Annotated in this window: 16 protein-coding genes; 8 read left to right on the top strand and 8 right to left on the bottom strand. The window is 42.2% G+C overall.

Annotated features, from left to right (window positions below):
* Nucleotides 1–82: 82 nt before the first annotated feature.
* Nucleotides 83–2,377: a T9SS type A sorting domain-containing protein gene (locus ACOQON_RS02775; protein WP_420577393.1), complete on the top strand. Its 2,295-nt coding sequence runs from the start codon at nt 83–85 to the stop codon at nt 2,375–2,377.
* Nucleotides 2,378–2,405: 28 nt separating this feature from the next.
* Here ACOQON_RS02775 and ACOQON_RS02770 read toward each other — a convergent pair whose 3' ends face one another.
* The 3 genes from ACOQON_RS02770 to ACOQON_RS02760 all read right to left on the bottom strand — a co-directional run bounded on the left by ACOQON_RS02770 (nt 2,406) and on the right by ACOQON_RS02760 (nt 4,278).
* Nucleotides 2,406–2,804, bottom strand: a complete 399-nt coding sequence (locus ACOQON_RS02770) for a hypothetical protein (RefSeq protein ID WP_420577392.1) — start codon at nt 2,802–2,804, stop codon at nt 2,406–2,408.
* Nucleotides 2,805–2,848: 44 nt separating this feature from the next.
* On the bottom strand, nt 2,849–3,613 hold the full coding sequence (locus ACOQON_RS02765; RefSeq protein WP_420577391.1) for a TerC family protein: 765 nt from the start codon (nt 3,611–3,613) through the stop codon (nt 2,849–2,851).
* A 74-nt stretch (nt 3,614–3,687) separates the two neighbouring features.
* A complete protein-coding gene (locus tag ACOQON_RS02760; protein WP_420577390.1) occupies nt 3,688–4,278 on the bottom strand; it encodes a hypothetical protein in 591 nt (196 codons plus the stop codon).
* A 168-nt stretch (nt 4,279–4,446) separates the two neighbouring features.
* On the opposite strand from ACOQON_RS02760, the gene ACOQON_RS02755 reads away from it, so the two are divergent.
* On the top strand, nt 4,447–6,186 hold the full coding sequence (locus ACOQON_RS02755) for an ATP-binding protein (RefSeq protein ID WP_420577389.1): 1,740 nt from the start codon (nt 4,447–4,449) through the stop codon (nt 6,184–6,186).
* A gap of 11 nt (nt 6,187–6,197) precedes the next feature.
* On the opposite strand, the gene ACOQON_RS02750 is transcribed toward ACOQON_RS02755, so the two are convergent.
* The gene (locus ACOQON_RS02750) at nt 6,198–7,472 is read right to left on the bottom strand and encodes an acetyl-CoA hydrolase/transferase family protein (protein ID WP_420577388.1); all 1,275 of its coding nucleotides are present in this window, start codon (nt 7,470–7,472) and stop codon (nt 6,198–6,200) included.
* Between the two features lie 14 nt (nt 7,473–7,486).
* Here ACOQON_RS02750 and ACOQON_RS02745 point away from each other — a divergent pair, with 14 nt between their 5' ends.
* The 5 genes from ACOQON_RS02745 (at nt 7,487) to ACOQON_RS02725 (ending at nt 11,896) form a co-directional block, all read left to right on the top strand.
* Nucleotides 7,487–8,029, top strand: coding sequence for a DUF3995 domain-containing protein (locus ACOQON_RS02745; protein WP_420577387.1), 543 nt, complete (start codon nt 7,487–7,489; stop codon nt 8,027–8,029).
* A gap of 85 nt (nt 8,030–8,114) precedes the next feature.
* Nucleotides 8,115–9,215 carry an MFS transporter gene (locus tag ACOQON_RS02740; RefSeq protein ID WP_420577386.1) on the top strand — a complete coding sequence of 367 codons (1,101 nt, stop codon included), beginning with the start codon at nt 8,115–8,117 and terminating at the stop codon, nt 9,213–9,215.
* A gap of 149 nt (nt 9,216–9,364) precedes the next feature.
* Nucleotides 9,365–10,213 (top strand): hypothetical protein, encoded by an 849-nt coding sequence (locus ACOQON_RS02735; RefSeq protein ID WP_420577385.1) that lies wholly within the window; start codon nt 9,365–9,367, stop codon nt 10,211–10,213.
* Complete coding sequence (locus ACOQON_RS02730) at nt 10,210–11,229, top strand: sensor histidine kinase (protein WP_420577384.1); 1,020 nt, start codon at nt 10,210–10,212, stop codon at nt 11,227–11,229. Before ACOQON_RS02735 ends, ACOQON_RS02730 begins: the two co-directional genes overlap by 4 nt.
* Nucleotides 11,222–11,896 carry a LytR/AlgR family response regulator transcription factor gene (locus ACOQON_RS02725; RefSeq protein WP_420577383.1) on the top strand — a complete coding sequence of 225 codons (675 nt, stop codon included), beginning with the start codon at nt 11,222–11,224 and terminating at the stop codon, nt 11,894–11,896. The genes ACOQON_RS02730 and ACOQON_RS02725 overlap by 8 nt, the downstream gene beginning before the upstream one ends.
* Here the strand turns inward: ACOQON_RS02725 and ACOQON_RS02720 are convergent, their stop codons facing one another.
* Both ACOQON_RS02720 and ACOQON_RS02715 read right to left on the bottom strand, forming a co-directional pair.
* The gene (locus tag ACOQON_RS02720) at nt 11,897–14,362 is read right to left on the bottom strand and encodes a peptidoglycan DD-metalloendopeptidase family protein (RefSeq protein ID WP_420577382.1); all 2,466 of its coding nucleotides are present in this window, start codon (nt 14,360–14,362) and stop codon (nt 11,897–11,899) included.
* Nucleotides 14,359–14,733: a BlaI/MecI/CopY family transcriptional regulator gene (locus ACOQON_RS02715; protein WP_420577381.1), complete on the bottom strand. Its 375-nt coding sequence runs from the start codon at nt 14,731–14,733 to the stop codon at nt 14,359–14,361. Before ACOQON_RS02715 ends, ACOQON_RS02720 begins: the two co-directional genes overlap by 4 nt.
* Before the next feature lie 149 nt (nt 14,734–14,882).
* On the opposite strand from ACOQON_RS02715, the gene ACOQON_RS02710 reads away from it, so the two are divergent.
* Nucleotides 14,883–15,788, top strand: coding sequence for a DUF6263 family protein (locus ACOQON_RS02710; protein ID WP_420577380.1), 906 nt, complete (start codon nt 14,883–14,885; stop codon nt 15,786–15,788).
* A gap of 144 nt (nt 15,789–15,932) precedes the next feature.
* Here ACOQON_RS02710 and ACOQON_RS02705 read toward each other — a convergent pair whose 3' ends face one another.
* Together ACOQON_RS02705 and ACOQON_RS02700 are read right to left on the bottom strand one after the other, a co-directional pair.
* Entirely contained in the window at nt 15,933–16,844 is a 912-nt protein-coding gene (locus ACOQON_RS02705; RefSeq protein ID WP_420577379.1) for a DUF4249 family protein, read from the bottom strand.
* Nucleotides 16,841–19,141 (bottom strand): TonB-dependent receptor, encoded by a 2,301-nt coding sequence (locus ACOQON_RS02700; protein ID WP_420577378.1) that lies wholly within the window; start codon nt 19,139–19,141, stop codon nt 16,841–16,843. Before ACOQON_RS02700 ends, ACOQON_RS02705 begins: the two co-directional genes overlap by 4 nt.
* Nucleotides 19,142–19,227 lie beyond the last annotated feature (86 nt).

Below are 19,227 nucleotides of genomic sequence, written 5' to 3'. Positions count from 1 at the left end.
GAATCATGATGATATCAATCATTTTAGCTATTTTTAGTCTTCAACCGGCTAAATCTCACTTCTAATTTTTAATTCTCGCCTAATGAATATTCACTTAGAGAAGATTTGGTCTAAAAGGTTGGCCGTATTATTCGCGTTCATTATTTGCTTTCAATCCATCGGTCAAACTACCTATTACAGCCGTAATGGAGCTACAGCTCCCAGAAACTGGGATGAAGCAGATTCCTGGACATTAAATGCAGACGGTTCGGGAGCAGCTGCCGCCATACCCGGCCGAACAGATAATGTGGTCATCCTAAATGGTCATAATATTATTGTGAACAATAGCGCAGATAATGGATCTGCCGGTGTTTCAGCCAATGCACTAGGACAGGCGAATGTGGGTGCATTTGTTAATTCAGGTACCGCAAATTTCTATCATACGGGGAACATTTTCGTGAGAAGTGGTGGCACTTTTACCACTTCAAGGGCGATGCTGGCCGGGACAACATATATCAACGGAACGCTTAACGCAACTGGTGACCTGATAATACTTGGCCGCCTGGAAATAACAGCCGCTGCAACCAGCTCAATTGGTGATGATCTCATTCTTTCCGGATTTAGCGAAACGCTTATATTCAACACCACAACCTCCGCGGATGACATATACATGGATCATGCTGACGCTCAATTATGTGGTAACAACACGGCAGATCTCGGTGGTGACATCCAATACCTTAATGGCTCCTCTGTCAATCAAATTTGTAGTGAATTTCAAGTGACCGGTTGTGGGACTTGCCCGGTAACAGGAACTGGAAATAATAACCTGGGCACAGACCAACAACTATTGAAAACCGGGGCAACCTGGAGATATTTAGATGATGGTTCGGATCAGGGTACTGCCTGGCAGGCAAGTGGATTTGATGACTCAGGATGGTCGAGTGGTAATGCGGAGCTCGGGTATGGCGATGGTGACGAGACCACAACCTTAGGTTTTGGGGGAGATGCCAATAACAAATACACCACTACATACTTTCGTACGTCTTTCTATGTAGAGGATCGTGCCAATTACACAAAGATCCTAGCTAACATCAATTATGATGATGGCGTGGTAGTATATATCAACGGAAATGAAGTCATTCGTGATAATATGCCAGGTGGCACCATCACATCCGGCACATTTGCCAGTGGTGTGGTTAGCAATGAAAATCAATTCAAAGAGTTCACCCTCTCGGTTTTTAATTTGACCAATGGAACCAACTACATCGCAGTGGAAATCCATCAGGCCAATCTGACCAGTAGTGATATCAGCTTTGATATGGAGTTGGTTGGCAGTTTCTCAAACGAACTGGTGGGCAAAGGTGAGACCTGGAGCTACCTGGATGACGGCTCGGACCAGGGCACAGCCTGGACCGGAACTTCTTTTGATGATTCCGGATGGGCCACCGGAGATGCAGAACTAGGCTATGGAGATGGAGATGAAGTCACCACTGTTGGTTTTGGAGGGGATGCAAACAATAAGTTCCCCACCACCTATTTCAGAAAATCTTTTGAAAATGTAGATGCTTCCGTTTATGCACTCAGAATTGGTCTGCGAAGAGATGATGGGGCAGTCGTGTATCTGAATGGAAATGAAATTGTGCGTGACAATATGCCAACAGGCACCATTGACTATCTGGATTTCGCATCCGGTGCAGAAGGGGGCGCAGATGAAGACACCTATTTCATATTTGAAGTTGACCCTTCGGATCTCATTGTTGGCACCAATTACCTGGCTGTGGAGATACATCAGGCAAATGGAACAAGTTCTGATATCAGTTTTGACATGTATCTCGAGGCTGTCCAGGCAGGTGCTTTGTTACCCGTTTCACTAATTGATTTTACAGGAAACACAGAAGGGAACTCGGTACGCTTAAACTGGAGCACAGCTACAGAAACTAACAACGACTACTTCTTTATTGAGCGAAGCAGTGATGGCATGAATTTCTCTGAACTGGCTCGTGTTGCTGGAGCAGGTAATTCAGATAAGGTTATCAATTACACCTTAAAAGATACACATCCGCTTTCGGGCATCAGCTATTACCGGCTATCCCAATTTGACTATGACGGACAGTTTGAGCGATTAGGAACCATACGGATCTCTACTCAACATTCAGACGTTCACTCAATTCTGGTGTACCCAAACCCTTCGAGTGATCGGCTACACTTAATAATGAATGATGGATCTGCACCCGATCATGTAGAGCTATATGATTTGTCAGGTGCGCAGTATCAAGCACCTCTCTTCAAAAATGATGGCATTACACAATTGGACATTGAAGGATTAAAAGCAGGCGTATACCTTTTAAAAATTCATTCTGGTAATAGCTCCTGGTCCCGATTAATTACGAAGAAGTAGCTAGTATAAAGTGAGTTCGGGATAAGATTTAGTATAAGTGTCTCGCATCTGCTTTGCTGAATAGCACTTTCCGGAACTCACCAGGCTTTTTATCATTCAGTAATTGCAGCTCACCTTTTTCTTTTATTAACTCTTGAAATCGCTGTTCAGCCTGATCAAAGGCATTCTGATTTGGGTATGTAGTTTTTAAGATTAAGTGAAAAGTAGCCTCCTCTGTTGGCTTTGTCTCCATGATCTCATACGAATAGACATACCCTCTTTCTATCGCCATTTTTCGCAATTCCAGCCAATTGTTTTCATAGTAAAATATGGCTTCTTCTCTATTATCATTCAAGATCTGAACAAAATCAATGGTGCTGATTTTTTGATCTTGCGCGAGTGCAAGAGTGGATGTGAATAGCAGTGAGATAAAAAGCAATTTTTTCATCGCGGTTGAATTTTGCCAAATAACAAATCTATCTACGGAATCACCTATGCCTTTGATGCGTTTCGTTTGGCAATCAGTTTCTTCTGATACCTGCCCTGAACAATATCAATCACCACTAAAATGAAAATAATGAAATAGAAGGTCGTTTTACTCATTGGTGTAATGTGATTTCCGAACAGTTCGAGATGTGCGAGGTGTCCTCCCTCTGAGAGAAGCATCACTCCTACCAAAAACAAGATGAATAACCCGAGCACTTCATAAAGTCTATTTTTGGCTAAAAACTTAGACACTCCGTCAGCCAGCCATATCATCAACCCCCCACTGATAATGATGGCAGTAGCCATCACCCAAAAGACATCACTCAGTGCCATTGCACTTAGGATTGAGTCAAACGAAAAGATCAGATTCATCAAAACAATCATTGCAATGGTCTTTGCAGTGCTTTGAGTCCTTTTCTCTTCTCCCCCATGCTCCTCCAGATAAACCAAGTGAAATATCTCTTTTACCGCTGTGTAGAGAATAAATATCCCTCCAAAAAGCACAATTAAACTGTGCACATTGAAAACGGCGGATACGTATTTAAAGTCAAATTTCAGGAAAGGATCCTGAAAGTATTTTATAACATTGACCAATACATATAGCAGAATGATTCGCAATGCGATGGCAATCCCAATTCCGGTGGCCCGCACCATCTTTTGACTCTCCTTTGGTGCACGCTTGGACTCCAAAGAGATGTAAAGCAGGTTATCAAACCCAAGTACCGCCTGCAATACGATAAGCATTAAAAGAGCTAGTATATTTTCTGCCATAGTGAGATGATTTTGTCGCAAGAAACAAAACCCAGTGGAATCCCACAATGTATCGATACCTTTATTACATGTCGTCAATCACCACTACTAGCCACAGGCAGTGGCTTTACCTGACTTGGGTGAATCTTGTGAACATGCTCGTTGATAGAAACAATGCGCTTATCGATTTTCTTCATGAACTTCCGAAGATCTGTCTCCAACATCATGACCTGACCATCGTACGAATACATGCCTACTTCTTTTTTCAAATCTTCTTTGTTTCGTTCCAGGTCATTTCTGGTAATGCAACTCTCCCTCAGAAAAGAAATGAAGCTCTTCACATCATAATCGCCTTCAAAGCTGGCAATATCATTCATCGTCTTTCGATACTCTTTGGATGATATGTCGATATCAGAGGTAGGATTTTTCAGTATATCCAACACAACAGAGTCGTAGTGGTGCAATAGCTCCAATATCTCTATTGCAAATTCCCTGTATTCTCCATTGGTACAAAAAGCTGAAAGACCATAGTAATGAGAAAGATCTTCAGACACAAACAGCCATTGCTCTGTCAAAAATTCATACTCCTCTTCAATATCAATGGTCACATAGCTTTGACTTTGAACCTGACCAACAACAAAAGTTAGCAGGGAAAGGCTGAAAAAGAATCGGAGTTTTGTTTTCATGGCTACAGTTTTTGTAAATTCAAAAGTAGAGCCCGTTGAGACCGGATATCCTCATAAATAATGGGTAAAAATTTTTAGCAGTATTCACCCAGTGGTTACTCAGTATTATTTCGGAGTATATATTTCTAACCTAAATCATTAACTTCACTACCAAGTGAGAGCCAGCCTTTGAATTTTCCAATCAAACATATCTTACCCACCACGGATCGATCTGTAAAGATCGAATTGCGCCTATTTGAAATCATCCTGATTTTAACCATCGCAGTGTTCACTTTTTGGACAATCTATGGCTTTATCGTAGGCTATGAGTACTTTGTACAAACCGTATATACCAGTGGTATATTTATCTACTCCACTCTTTATGTGCTTCAAAAAAAAGGTATCGATTTTCGAAAGCTATCAGTCACTTACTACTACCTCGCACTACTACTCATTGGAATATCGTGGTTTCCGGCAGGTGGCATAACCACTGCTATTCCAACCTTTCTGGCACTAGTATACTTATCCGGTTTATTGGTTCTACCACTCCGAGACTTTCTCGTTTTTATAGTTGTCACTTTTACAATGGTGTTGGGATTGATAATTTATGAATATCTCAATCCGGAACTAGCCGCACCTTACCCGGACGATGGCCTCCTCATGCAGGACATGGCTATTTCCACGCTCACTTCCCTGGCAATCATGGGCGTTTGCATGTATATCTTCAAGCGCACCTATATTGACGATCGCCGGCTTTTAAGAGAGAAAAACGCTGAGTTGGAAAAAGAAAAGCAGAAAGCAGAATCGACCGATCAGGCTAAATCCACATTTTTAGCTACAATTTCACATGAAATGAGAACGCCTTTAAATGGTATCGTGGGCATGACTGAACTCCTTTCCAATACTGAAGTAAGCAAAGAACAAAAAGATTTAATCGAAAGCCTGAATTACAGCAGTAACATCTTACATGGTCTAATCAGCAACGTACTTGATATTACGACTATAGAAGCCGGGAGGCTTGAGTTATCCATGAGTACATTTTCACTTGCTGAGGAGCTTCATGCCATATGGAAGGTGTTTGAAAAGAAAACAGTCTCGAATCCTAACCTGGAAGTAAAATTAAACATTGATGAAAATCTCCCTGAATATGTAACCGGAGACGTCTCCCGAATCAGGCAGGTCTTGGTAAACCTGATGAATAATGCCACAAAGTTTACCTGGAAAGGTAGCATCACCTTAGACGTGCATGTTGTGGGGAAAACCGGAGATGTGTGCTCAATAGAATTCAGCATTAAAGATACAGGGGCTGGCATTTCTGCCGAGAAGCAAATCCACCTCTTTGAGACGTTTTATAAGGCTTCTGATCAGGCCGGCTATGAGGGTTCAGGGCTTGGGCTGGCTATCGTTGAAAAACTGGTGAAATTGATGGGCGGAAAGATCGCTTTCGAATCTAAACCCAATGAAGGCTCCAATTTCCACTTTACCCTGCCATTGGGTATATCTTCAGAGCATGCTGATAAAAGTTTTGAGCCAATAAGTGTTTCTGGTTTAGAGGAGCTTCGAATACTTATCGTCGAAGACGTGGAAATAAACCGCATGGTGGCCACTAAAATGCTAAAGAAGATGAACATCTCAGATGTTGACCTGGCCTTCAATGGACAGGAAGGCGTACAGAAAGCGAAGGAGAAGTTTTACGATATTATCCTGATGGATCTCCAGATGCCGGATATTTCCGGCTTTGAGGCTACCAAGCAGATTACAGAGTTTTACAGGGAAAAGGAAAACAAACCCATAATCATCGCCCTTACAGCCAATGCGATGAAAAGCAGCGTAGATGACGGAAGAAAAGTAGGGATGAGTGATTACCTGCTAAAGCCAATCAAAACGGAAACGCTGAAGCAGGTACTCATGAAATATGCCTCACTGTAGAAGAGTCATATCTATTTGAATCTTTCATATGCCGCTTTTTCCAAAGCCTCCCGATGATCCGGATGTGCAATATCAATCATCAACTTTGCCCTTTCCTTCAAGGTTTTTCCATATAAATCTGCAATCCCGTATTCAGTGGAAACATAATGAACGTGGGCACGTGTTGTCACCACCCCTGCTCCGATACGCAGCGTAGGAACTATTTTAGACTCATTCCTTGAGGTAGTAGACGGTAATGCAATAATGGGTTTTCCTCCCGGTGAAAGTGATGCACCTCTTATGAAATCCATTTGCCCACCCACTCCGCTGTAAATACGTGTGCCAATAGAATCCGCACACACCTGACCGGTGATATCTATTTCTATCGCACTGTTGATACTCGTCATTTTGGGCAGTTTTCTAATGATGGCCGTATCATTAACATATTGGATATCTAACATTCTGACAACCGGATTGTCATCTACGAAATCATATAATTTTCTGGAGCCCAATAAAAATCCGGAGACAATCACTCCGGGGTGTTTTGTTTTAAGTCGATTATTGATCACACCGCTTTCAATCAACGGCAAGACACCATCCGAAAACATTTCTGTATGAACACCCAGATCCTTGTGATTCCCCAGGCAGGAAAGAACCGCATCGGGGATTGCTCCTATCCCCATCTGAAGCGTGGCTCCATCTTCAATGATACCGGCGATGTGCTTACCAATATCTTTCTCCACTTTCGACAATTCATGAGGAGGAATTTCAGGTATGTCCTGCTCATGTTCAATGAACGCATCAAATTGGCTCATGTGTAACAGCCCATCTCCGTGCGTACGTGGCATCTTTGGATTTATTTGAGCAATGACTTTTTTGGCCACCTCCACAGCGGCTTTAGATGTATCCACTGATATTCCAAGCGAACAATACCCATGCCTATCCGGAGCGGAAACCTGGATCAGGGCAACATCTACCGGTAAAACTCCGCTCCTGAACATGTACGGAACCTCACTCAAAAAGCTGGGGATAAACTCCGCTCGCCCATCGTTAATTGCCCCACGCACATTCGAGCCCACAAACAAAGCCTTTACCTTGAATATATCCCGATATTTCTCATCACAGTAAGGCGCAGCTCCCTCCGTATGCAATTCATATATGGTCACATCTCTCAGCACATCTCCTCTTTTGGTCATGGCATTAATCAATGCCTGGGGAGCAGCCCCAGCCGTATGGATGAATACAGATTCTCCTGAATTTATTATTGAGACCGCTTCTTCAGCACTTTTCGCTTGATACTTACTCATAAATCGTCTTTTTGATGTGGCAAAAGTCATTAAGTTTTGAATGCTCAATGCAAACAAACATCAGCCTTTATGATAACTTCTATCAGCTTTTTCACCAAATAAAATATTCCCATAGATTTGGAAAAAATCAATCACTTATGACGATCCCTGCACTACTACTAGCAATAATTTTCTTTATGCTTTCGGGCATCCATTTTAGTTGGGCCTTGGGTGGAACATGGGGATTTGAAACTGCTCTTCCTACGACTGAAGATGGCAAACGGGTTTTAAACCCGAAGAAAATAGATAGTGCCATTGTAGGCGCTGGGCTACTGTTTTTTGGAATGTTTTATTTAATCAAAACAGACCACATATCACTTGGCTTACCGGAGTGGGTCTTGGTTGTTGCAGGCTGGCTCATCCCCTCCATATTTTTATTGAGAGCCATCGGTGATTTTAAGTATGTTGGTTTCTTTAAAAAAGTATCGACAACCGATTTCGCAAAAAATGATTCCAGATTCTTTTCACCGCTTTGTGCCGGTATAGCGCTGGTTGGTTTCATACTCGAATTAATCTAACTTAAATAGCTTTTAAGGGTTATAAATCCGATCGGTCACTCACATTCGTATATCACTACATCTATAACCAAAGAGCAAAAATTATATGTCATTAGCACAAACCCAGACTCTCAAGTGGAGAGAAGTATATAGCCTGGCAGCCCTTAATGCAGCCGTTGTAATCAGCTGGATTGCTTATCATGAGTACCAGCCTATTTTAATGAAAAACCTAGGGATCACACACCTTGTGGATTTCATGATCATCGCCAAAGCAATCATTCTCATCGTTATTCCGCCGATTGCCGGCTGGCTTGCGGACAGAATCCTAAAGAAAAACGGCAAATACATGATCATCTTCACGGTGGGGATTGGAGCCACAGCAATGGTTTTTATGGTGGTTGCAACACTCATTGGAACATCAAATGTGATGGATGTGAGCGGAATTATCCCATTTATGATCGTTATATGGCTCATAAGCATGAACCTGTTCATTAGCCCTGCAAATTCAATGATCGAAGCATTTGCCCCGGCAAAGCAACTTCCCATCGTGGTAGGTGTACTTTTCCTCGTCACAGAACTTCTCTATGCACTGGAGCCTGTGGTGGTGGCTTTAGTTACGTTCTTTGGTGATACGTTGACATTCATTGTGGGAGGTATTCTTATCGGTGGTACCGGATTCATCTTTCACAGAGTCTCACGTGATGAGGTTATGCAACGAAAAACTGAATTGATCGCTAACGATCGGGTTAAACAGCAGCCGCTTGTTTCGTATCTCGCTATTGTCATGGTGGGACTGTTCCTTGGTTTAGGAAAAGCCTTTCTTGTCGAGTTTTTACCTGGATTTTTTGCTACGCGACATCCGGGTTTCACGGAATATGAAGGTTATATTTCCTTCGCAATCCTCGGACTTTGTGCCATCGCCGGCTTCCTGATCAGTAAGAAGGTCTCTCGTTCAGAGCTTAAAAATGTAATTATCAGCAGCTTCGTTGTGATGGCCATTGGAGTTTGCACAATGATTTTTTCGACCAATCCTTATGTCACCATTATGGCTGCCTTGATCATCGGAGCAGGGTTTACCATGGCTAACATTAGCGGGCTTCCATTCGCGATAAACAACCTATCGGTCAAGCATGTGACCTATGGAGTAGGTATCTATATAGGTGCCTCTGAGGTATTGACAGGTTTATTCGAATACTTATATAGGTGATAAGAACCTTTTCTTGATGATTAAGAGCCCTCCCACTATCAGGAGGGCTTTTTATTTGTTCACCCTGATTTTTTAAGTGTTCACAGATAAAATTTTTGGCTACTTTGGCAATCGATCACTTTTGAGTCATCATCAAAATGAAAATAATTATGAAAAAGCGATCAATTGTCTTATTAGGAATCCTGGCTGTTTTGCTAAACTCCTGCGTGTATTCTTTATTTCCCATATACACAGAGGATACTCTGGTGTTCAAAAAGGAATTACTTGGAAAATGGACCACAGGAGGAGATCAGGAAGTTCAGTTTCACTTCGAAACCATGAGTGAAGACAAAGCAACGACAGATGAGAAAAAAGACTACAAATACTCGATTGAAATCAAAGAGGGGTTCACTATGCGTTCCGATGATCCGCTTTTCATCTTACAGGATGGAAGAAAAATATACGACGAGGACAGCATCAAAATGATCATGCAAGAGCGCATGGCAAAAAATGAGAACGTTTCTCCTCCACCCAATTCCAACATTGATACAAAGGAAGTTGCTAAAGGTCAAAACAAACAGAGTAAACCATCTTTGAAGGATGCGGAATACCAGGGATCTGTGGCTGTCTATGAAGAAAAAAGCTATCGGCTGACTGTCATCAATGAGCATGGAAACAGTGAAGTTTTTGTAGCTCATTTAGTTGAAATTGGAAGTGATCTTTTTATGGACATCTACCCGATCAAGGAATTTGACTCCAAAAACATTTCAGACAATTTTTTCCCGGTTCACACTTTCTACAAAGTGAAGGTCACCGAAGATGAGTTTACGATGATCTATTTCGACCTGGACAAACTGAACAAGCTATTTGAAAGCAATCGCATACGTCTGAGGCATGAGAACGTTGACGGAACAATTCTAATCACCGCGCAACCCAAAGAACTTCAAAAGTTCATTGACAAATATTCCGATGATGAAAGTGTATTTGATTCGGTAGAAACTTATAGAAGAGCATCGTGAAAAATTTTTTCAACAAAACACTCACAGCATCGTGGCTTCAGCACCTGGTTTTCTGGGGGTTGTCGCTGTATGCGGTTGGCAGCTACTTCTCTATTTCAAACGAGCTGAAGACCATTGACTTCATCTACTCATTCTTCTTTCACATCCCACTCTTATGGTTAGTGTATGTAAACCTGCGGTATCATATTCCAAGATTTCTATTGAAAGGGCGGTATGTTCTCTATTTGTTTCTGAGTCTTGTCAACCTTGCAGCAGCCTATTTCATCCATCAGGTATTGTTTGATGTAATTGTACCGATACTACCCACTGATTTCTACATGGTTTCTTTTACAGATGCATCTGTATTGCTCACCATTTTCATCATTTACCTGGTGCTGACCACCCTATTAAAACTTTCCAAATCCTGGTATGAACTACAGCAATTGGAAAAAGAGAAACTATCCCTGGAGCTCAACTCACTAAAAATGCAGATTAATCCGCATTTTCTTTTTAACAGCCTCAACAGTATGTACTCGCTGGCCAGAAAAAAAAGTGACAAAACACCTGACGCCATTTTGCGTCTCTCCAACCTGATGCGATACATGATCTATGAGGTCTCTGACGAAGTAGCTTTAACCAAAGAAGTGGATTCAATCAATGACTACCTCGACCTGCAAAAACTTAGAACTGAAGATGCTAACATCACATTTAGTGTGGAAGGAAAAATTGAAAATCGTATGATTGCACCTCTACTTTTCTTTCCATTGATAGAGAACAGTTTTAAACATGGACTGAAAGGAGATAGAGGAAGTAACTTCGTACAGATTTCTCTTAAAAACAGTGATGCTAATCTGGATTTTCAGGTAACCAACAACAAAGGAGGAGTTGGACATACAGAGGATGGAAAATATGGTGGCATTGGGTTAGAGAACGTAAAGAAGCGACTTCACCTCATCTATGGCAATAGTGCACAGATGGAAATAAAAAATACAGATGAGGCATTTAAAGTTTCAATCAAAATAAAATGGAATGATTAGATGCCTGATTGTCGATGATGAACCGCCAGCACGGGAAGTGCTGGAGTCTTACATAGCAGAGCTTCCTAAGCTGCAACTGGTTGCAAGTTGTAGCAATGCAGTTGAGGCGTTGGAATGGATGGATAAGGAGTCAATCCATTTGATATTTCTGGATATCAATATGCCCAAGCTATCCGGAATCAATTTTTACAAGTCTTTGAGCACTAAGCCAAAAGTCATCTTTACAACTGCATATGCAGAGCATGCTGTGGAAGGGTTTGAGTTAGAAGCTGTGGATTATCTGCTCAAGCCATTCTCGTTTGAACGCTTTATTAAGGCAGTGAATAAAGTTGAGGTTGGACAGAAAGAAGCGAATTCAGCTGATTTTATTATGCTAAAAGCGGATAAGAAAAATCATAAAGTCAACTTTGACCAGATCTTGTATTTTGAGTCGATCGGAGATTATGTGAAAGTGCATCTTCGTGATGCTAAAACGCTGATCATAAGCGAGACCTTACGTAAACTGGAAGAAGTCCTGCCCTACACTTTTTTACGGGTGCATAAAACGTACATTATCTCCATCCCTCACCTGGAATATGTAGAAGGCAATCAGATCACAATTGGTAAAACAAAAATCCCGATAGGTCAATCCTACCGGGATAAAGTGAATGATGTTTTTAAGAAGTGATTACATTATTGATGATTGAATGGCTTTTGAAAGATGATTAGCCATTAGCTCTCGTTGATTGTTTAGTTCATTTTCCGAAACATTAATCATAACAGCAGGACATAATGACTCTCTCAACACATAGTAATTAAAATCACCTTGAGTAAAACCAATCTTACTTTCTCTTCCATCCATTACCAATTGATTTCTTATCCTCTCTGCGATGACCTTTGATTCTTCAGGGAAGTTTCCATCACTTTGGAATATTGGCAGCACCCCTGAAACACCATTCAAATTGTCTAAATGAAGTGAAATGAAAAGATCAGCATCTTTGGAAGCTCTTATCCTTTCCTGTAGGCTCATAAAAGCATCCATATTTCGTGTCAAAACAACCTCCACATTGGCAAGCGTATTAAGCCTTTCTGCAACTTCAATTGCCAATTTTAGCATTTCCTCCTTTTCATTGATCCCACTTTCAAGCTTCGCCCCGGGATCTTTTCCTCCATGTCCCGGATCGATGATCACCCGATAAGCTTGTTGCTTCCCCTTTTCCTTCTCTTTGTTTTTCTCCTTTTCTTTCTGCTTATTCTTATTCTTGGCTTTATCCTTCGTCGTAATTTCTATTACCCCGTCCTCGCCCTTATCACCATATTTCTCAGTGGCCGTTTCTCCTTTCAGGACGTTTATGTGATCAATTTCCTGAGGATCCATATCCGAGACATCCTCTACAACTTTACCATTCACAACAAACAGAGGTTCACCTTGTGCATCTTGTAAACGAATCGTTCTGGTCTGTTTAGAATCCTCAAATTTTAACTTCTCCCGACGGATTTTTTCCTCAACCATTCTTCGTTCCTCAGCTTCCTTTTGAAGCTGATTGACTTTCTTTTCTTCCTCAGATGCATCACGAAGCATTTCATTTGCTCTTACTTCTTCGATTCTGGCTCGTTCTGCTTCCTCATTTGCTAGAAGCATTTCTTGACGGGCAGTTTCTTCTTCATCCAAAGCATCTAACATTTCTTCACTTCCCTCATTATCAGAGGATTTTGAAGGAATCTCCATTATTACCGGTTTGGCTTTAAAATCGTCGATATAATCCATGGGATCAACTCGCTTATCACCTTTCTTTACCTCATAGTGAAGGTGCGGTGCGGTAGACATCCCACTATTACCTGATAAAGCTATTATTTGACCTTTCTTTACTTGATCTCCCTCCTTCACTTTAAACTCGGAAAGCTGAGCATAGTAAGTTCTATATCCGTTTCCATGATCAATTTTTATCAACTTTCCATAACCTTCCGGTTTCTCTTGTATCAGTTCCACTACACCATTGGCGGTAGCCAATATTTCTGATCCAATAGGACATGAAAAATCGACTCCAAGATGCCATTGTTCTACTTTCTTAACCGGATGAATGCGCTTACCAAAACCAGAAGTTAAACGCACTAAGTCTTGACTTTTCACCGGCATAATGGACGGTACATCATCGTCCTGTTCAGTCTTGTTGAGTTGTGCTTTGGGTTCGGGTAGATTAAATACCGGAAGTTTAAAACCTGGTTCCGGAGATAAAATCTCTGCCAGTTCATTCCCTACATTTTCAATCGGCTCAATGGCTTCCTTACTGGAGAAAGCGAAAATAACCGATACCAATACGGGCAGGGTCAAAGCATATAGCAGCCCTGCATATTTATTTTTTTGTTTGTTCATCATGACAATTCGTTTTTTAATCATTGAAAAATTGAAATGACTCACCAAACCTGAATACGTGGCATACTGAAGCTGTGAGTACAATACCTCCTGGTAACCAATCGGATCGTTGAACTGATTGATCACCGCTTCGTCTGCCTGGAATTCATGGATTTCAATGAGTGCGTTTCGATACAAGTAGATGAAGGGATTGAACCAAAACAGCGAAACAAGAAAATCCATCAGCAGCCGGTCAACCGAATGACGCTGCTTGACATGCACACACTCATGCGCCAGAATCTGATCAAAGGCGTTCGAACCAAAGACATCTTTGGGAATGAACACATTTGAAAAGAAACTAAACGGACGGGTCTGTGACGTCTTAAAAAGTTTAAACCATCGTTTTTTTACATATTCTGAATGTTTTTTGAGTTTTTGAATAAAAACCAGATATACCGTAGATCGTCCGATGAGAAAGCATGTGACCAACACATATAACCACGGCAGCAAATGCCACAGAGAGAAATCTTCTTCTCCGCTTTCTTTTGGTACGGGTACCATTTCAAACTCCATCGCCGATTCCTGCATCCATACGATCACCGGAGATTCTTCCAGTGGCTGGACGGGGAGCTGATCGGGTATCTGTATAAAAGGAATGACAAAGCTTGCGACCAAAGCAGCTAGCAAAAACAGTCGGTTCCATCCATGTCGAATGGAATTTCGCAGCACCAATCGGTAAAAACCATAGAAAATGGCCTGTATGACCAGTACTTTTCCGATATAGATCAACACTTCACTCATGACTTTCGCTGAGATATTTGTTTATCAATCAGTTTTCGTATGGCTTTGAGCTCTTCCACAGAGAGCTCTTCCTGGCTGGCAAAGAAGGAAGCAAACTTTTTCGCTGAATTATCAAAAAAGCTACTCATCAGTCCGTTCATGGACTGGCGGGTATACTTCTCCTTAGAGATCAGCGGGTAATATTCCCTCGACTTCCCATGCGTTTCAAACCCGATGAATCCTTTTTTCACCAATACATTCACCACCGTAGAGATGGTGGTGTAGGCAGGTGCCGGATCCGGGTATTGTTCTACAATGTCCTTGAGATAGGCTTTTTCCAGCCCCCACAGGATCTGCATGAGTTGTTCTTCTGCTTTGGTCAATTCCTTCATGAAGCAATACTATTACTATAATTATAATTATACAACTATTTTAATAGTTATTATTTACTGACTTGCTATAGTGAGTAACGGATAAGTTTGGTGATTGTGGCTATTTTTGGAGGTATGGCGTTTAGTCGGATGTTAGAAACAATAATCCCATGAAGTACATATTAGCTGCAACAATTCTTATCCTCTCAACCAACCTGAAGAAAACCGATTTAGGTTTGAATTTGAATGTTGGAGAAACATACTCTCAAAGTTACATTTCCAAGAATACAATCACTCAAACCATTAATGGCATGGAACAAGTGATCAAGATGGAAATAACTGGTGGCATGGACTTTAAGGTTAACGAAAACCTTGGTGATAGTTACTCAATGAATGCTTCTTATTCGAGCCTTATCATGAAGATGAACTCCCAAATGGGAGAAATGGTATTTTCCTCAGAAAATGGTGGAGCAGATATTTTTTCTACAATCCTAAAGAACATGGTTGGAAAAGAATTTCAAATTGATATGGCTAGGAATGGCACAATTTCAAATATCGAGAATTTAGATAATCTATTTAACAAGGCTTTTGATTCCTTTCCAGATATTCCTGCTGCTCAGAAGGAACAAGCTCTCGTCCAGCTCAGACAAGCATATGGAGAAAAGGCTTTCAAAGGAAACATTGAAATGATTACCGCAATCTTTCCCAACAAGGAAGTTAGTGTTGGTGAAAGCTGGAATAACTCAGTAAAACTGGAATCAGGAATGTCTGGATATATGAACAACACATTTACTTTAACTGACATCAATTCAGATGCGATTTTCATAAAGGGAACCTCACAAATATCAACTGAAAATAAGGACGCATATATACAAGTCAATGGCATGCCAACTAGGTATAACCTAACAGGAAAAATGAGTACTAGTTATAAATTAGACCCTCAGTCTAACTGGATTGCAGAAGGAAAGATTGAGCAAGAGATATCAGGTAATGTCCAAATTAAGGATAACCCAAATCTTCCTGGTGGAATGTTAATCCCAATGGTCATAACAAACGACATGACGATAGGCCAGTAACTGCCTCTAACAGTTGCTAAGCGGCATTTATCAGCACGCTATTCACGCCCTAACCTGCAACTGTCCCACTTCGCATCTTCTGAAGGTTAAGGAACCTTAGCAACTGAGCTGCTTCTGGAGTCTATATTTCACAACGCATTATTATCATAGCTTTTGATGGGTGGCACCCCTCACCTCGTCCTCGTCTGTGACGAGGATGCTTAAATCAATTCCATTACTCTCCACCTCAAAAAAACCCGGAAGAAATATCCGCACATCGGGAATGTGCATGTGGAAATAGCCTAGTCCATTTTCTACATTAGTTGGGTAATTAATCGGTTCACCCAGGCTGCCCACAAACGGTCTTCGGGTTCCTCTCAAATCCAAAAACTCATAGTAGTCCTGGCTGATGTTGGCTAACGATACAAACACCGTATCGCCTTTTTCATAATCCCGGAAGAACACCCGAAAATCATATTCGATCAATTCACCATCCTGACCTTCATCCGTAAACAGTTCAGTAAACGGATTCACATCATAATCAAAGTCTTCATTGATCAGTTGAACATTGGACATGTACCAGTTCGGTCCGGGCGGGTCCTGCAGTTTCAGGCTTACGTTCACAATTGTATCAAATTCATTCGCCTCGATGAAGATATCTACCGTGTCAAACCCCACAAATGGGAGTAACTCAGCAGTAGCTGTCACCGGTCGTTCATTAAAGGGATTTTCAAAAGAAAGTGTGTACAGTTCACCTGGTAGCTCGGGTACATCTGTTCCCACATACAATCCGGAATCGGGGTTTTGCAACTCATAAATATCCCCCGCAACCTCCACGGTAATTTCCAGGCTGTCAATGAGTAGCGATCTAATAAGAGCTTCATAATCGTCTTCTCTTCCACCTTCCAGTGCATTAAAGTTTTCCGTCACCGCAATAGCTAAAAACTGCTCAGGCAGGTTTTGAGATCCGATTACCACCGTATTTTCCGGGCTTGGCACATTCCTGACCGGTAGCGGATCGGGCAAACAGGCGATCAGCACAAAAGCCAACAGGACGATATAGTAGCCATTTCTCATTTTATGAATTTAAAATTATAAGTCACAGACGGCAAAAGGCCCAATAACCCGGGCTGCTCATAGCTATAGGAGTTGGTCGCCTCATCAAAGGTGATATCTATGGCGATAGGTGTCGCACGGTTATAGACATTGTAAACACTGAAGTGCCAGTCGCCGCGCCATTTTTTACCCGGCTTTTCCTTCCCTTTCAAAATGATGCTTAGATCCAGTCGGTGGGTATCGGCCAGCTTCACCGAATTCCGATCCGGATAGATCGGAATCAAATCCACTCCTGTGGCTGAGGCATTCGGCACACCATAATACCCGATAATAGGGGTAAAGCGAGCACCGGAGATAAACTCCCATACCATGGAAAAAGACCATCGATCATTCAGACTATAGTTGGCTACTACTGAGCCATTATGTCTTCGATCATAACGAGCCGGGAATACTCGTCCCTCATTCAGCTCGTCAAACTGACGCTGTGTCCATGATAAGGTGTAGGACAGCCATCCCCTGAACTTTCCTATGTCCTTTCTCACCAGCCACTCAAATCCATAGGAGGTGCCATCACCCTGAAGCAAGCCCTCCCGAAATTCAGGATTCAATACCAGATTGGTACCTTCCCGAAACTCTACCAGGTTATTCATTCGCTTGTAGTATGCTTCAGCACTCAGCACAATTCCTTCTTTCTCCAGCAGCCGGCTTGCACCCAGTGTCCATTGGTTGGCCGTTTGTGGTCTCACCTGCCGATCGACCGGATACCACACGTCGGTAGGCAATGCAAATGACGAACTGGAAACGCGATGGATGTATTGCGCCATTCGGGTATAGCTGGCCTTCAATGCCCAGTTTTGGTCAATGGCATATCGCAACGCCAGGCGGGGCTCAGGCTGCCAATATTTTTCACCCTGAACAAAGGCCGTTGAAACGCGGGCTCCCAAAATGCCCTCAAGTGGTCCACGTTTGAATTCCCACTCTCCAAACAAGGCTCCCTCGAACACGTTGACTTGCTCTCCTTCACTACTGGGGATTACTTCGGCAAGCTCCCCTTCCACATTGATCAGGTTGGTATTGACCGAACGCCTGATGGTTGAAAACCCCACATGAATTTTATCATTCGGCGTGATCGGCCGGGTGAATTTTTGCCTGAAACTTAGATCTCTGATATCTGAAACGACATTCAGTCGGTTGTCCTGAAAATAGTTGTTGATCTTATAATCGAATCGGGTGAAGCTCAAGTCAGTAGTTGACGAGAAATTACGATAATCCTTCTCGAGCGATAAGGTTTGGATATGATTACCTATGACGAACGAACTTCCACTTGGGTCATCGTTTCGGCCTCTTGTTCCATCATAGTTTAGCACATCATCCCCAAAGTAAAACCCATAATGAAGTCGGGTGCTTTCGTTAAGTTCATAATCCAGGTTGAAATTCATATCGTAGAAATAGTAGGGAAGCTCTTCAGCACCTACCAGGTCTACCACTTTATCAGCATACGTTCTTCTACCTGCAACCTGTACCGCCAGCTTATCTTCAATAATTGGTACTTCTGCTGAAATACGCGAGGAAATCACACCAATACCTCCCTCCACCAGGAGTTGATCTTTATCCAGCTCTTTTGATCGTATATCGATAATGGAAGAAAGCCTTCCACCATATTCGGCAGGAAAGCCACCCGTCATGATATTCACCTCACCCACTGCCGATGGATTGAATACCGATAGAAATCCAAATAAATGTCCTGTATTGTAAACTGGCGCTCCATCCAGTAGCACGAGATTCTGATCTGCCGCTCCTCCACGAATAAAAAAGTCATTCGACCCTTCGATCCCTTTGGATGATCCGGGCATCAGGGTGATCACTTTTACAAAGTCCGGTTCTCCGGCAATCGTAGGTAGTTGAAAGATCACATCTTTTCGCAGCGTTTGCATGCCTGGACGGATCTTATCAAACTGCTCAATGGCCGGTGATCGCTCCGCTTCCACTTCCACAGTTTGAAGTACGGTGCTGTTCGGTGATATTCGAATGGGCTTGTTTGTCTTGATTTCCCCTGCTAATACTTTGATCGACTCATACCCGATGAAGCTAAACTCAATGGTATCCTGTGGAGAAGCTTTTATCCTGAACATCCCCAAGGTATCTGTGATGGTGACAGCCTCTGTTACCAGGTTTTGAACATTAGCAAATGGGAGTGATTCGCCGGTTTCTGCATCAAGGAGTTTTCCTGAGACGGATGATTGCGCATAGGACTCAAAGAGTGGCTCCATAAGAAATAATGCCAATAACAAGATATGAAAAGATTTAACCGGTCGCATGCGTACCAGTTAAATGCGTTTTCGGGGGTAAATGTTTCTTTTTTCATGCACATGAAACAAAAAAGCCTCCCGCTGGAGGCTTTCTT

It is taken from the genome of Ekhidna sp., assembly GCF_965221965.1.
Lineage (GTDB): Bacteria > Bacteroidota > Bacteroidia > Cytophagales > Cyclobacteriaceae > Ekhidna.
This window is presented reverse-complemented; position numbering and strand designations above follow the sequence as displayed.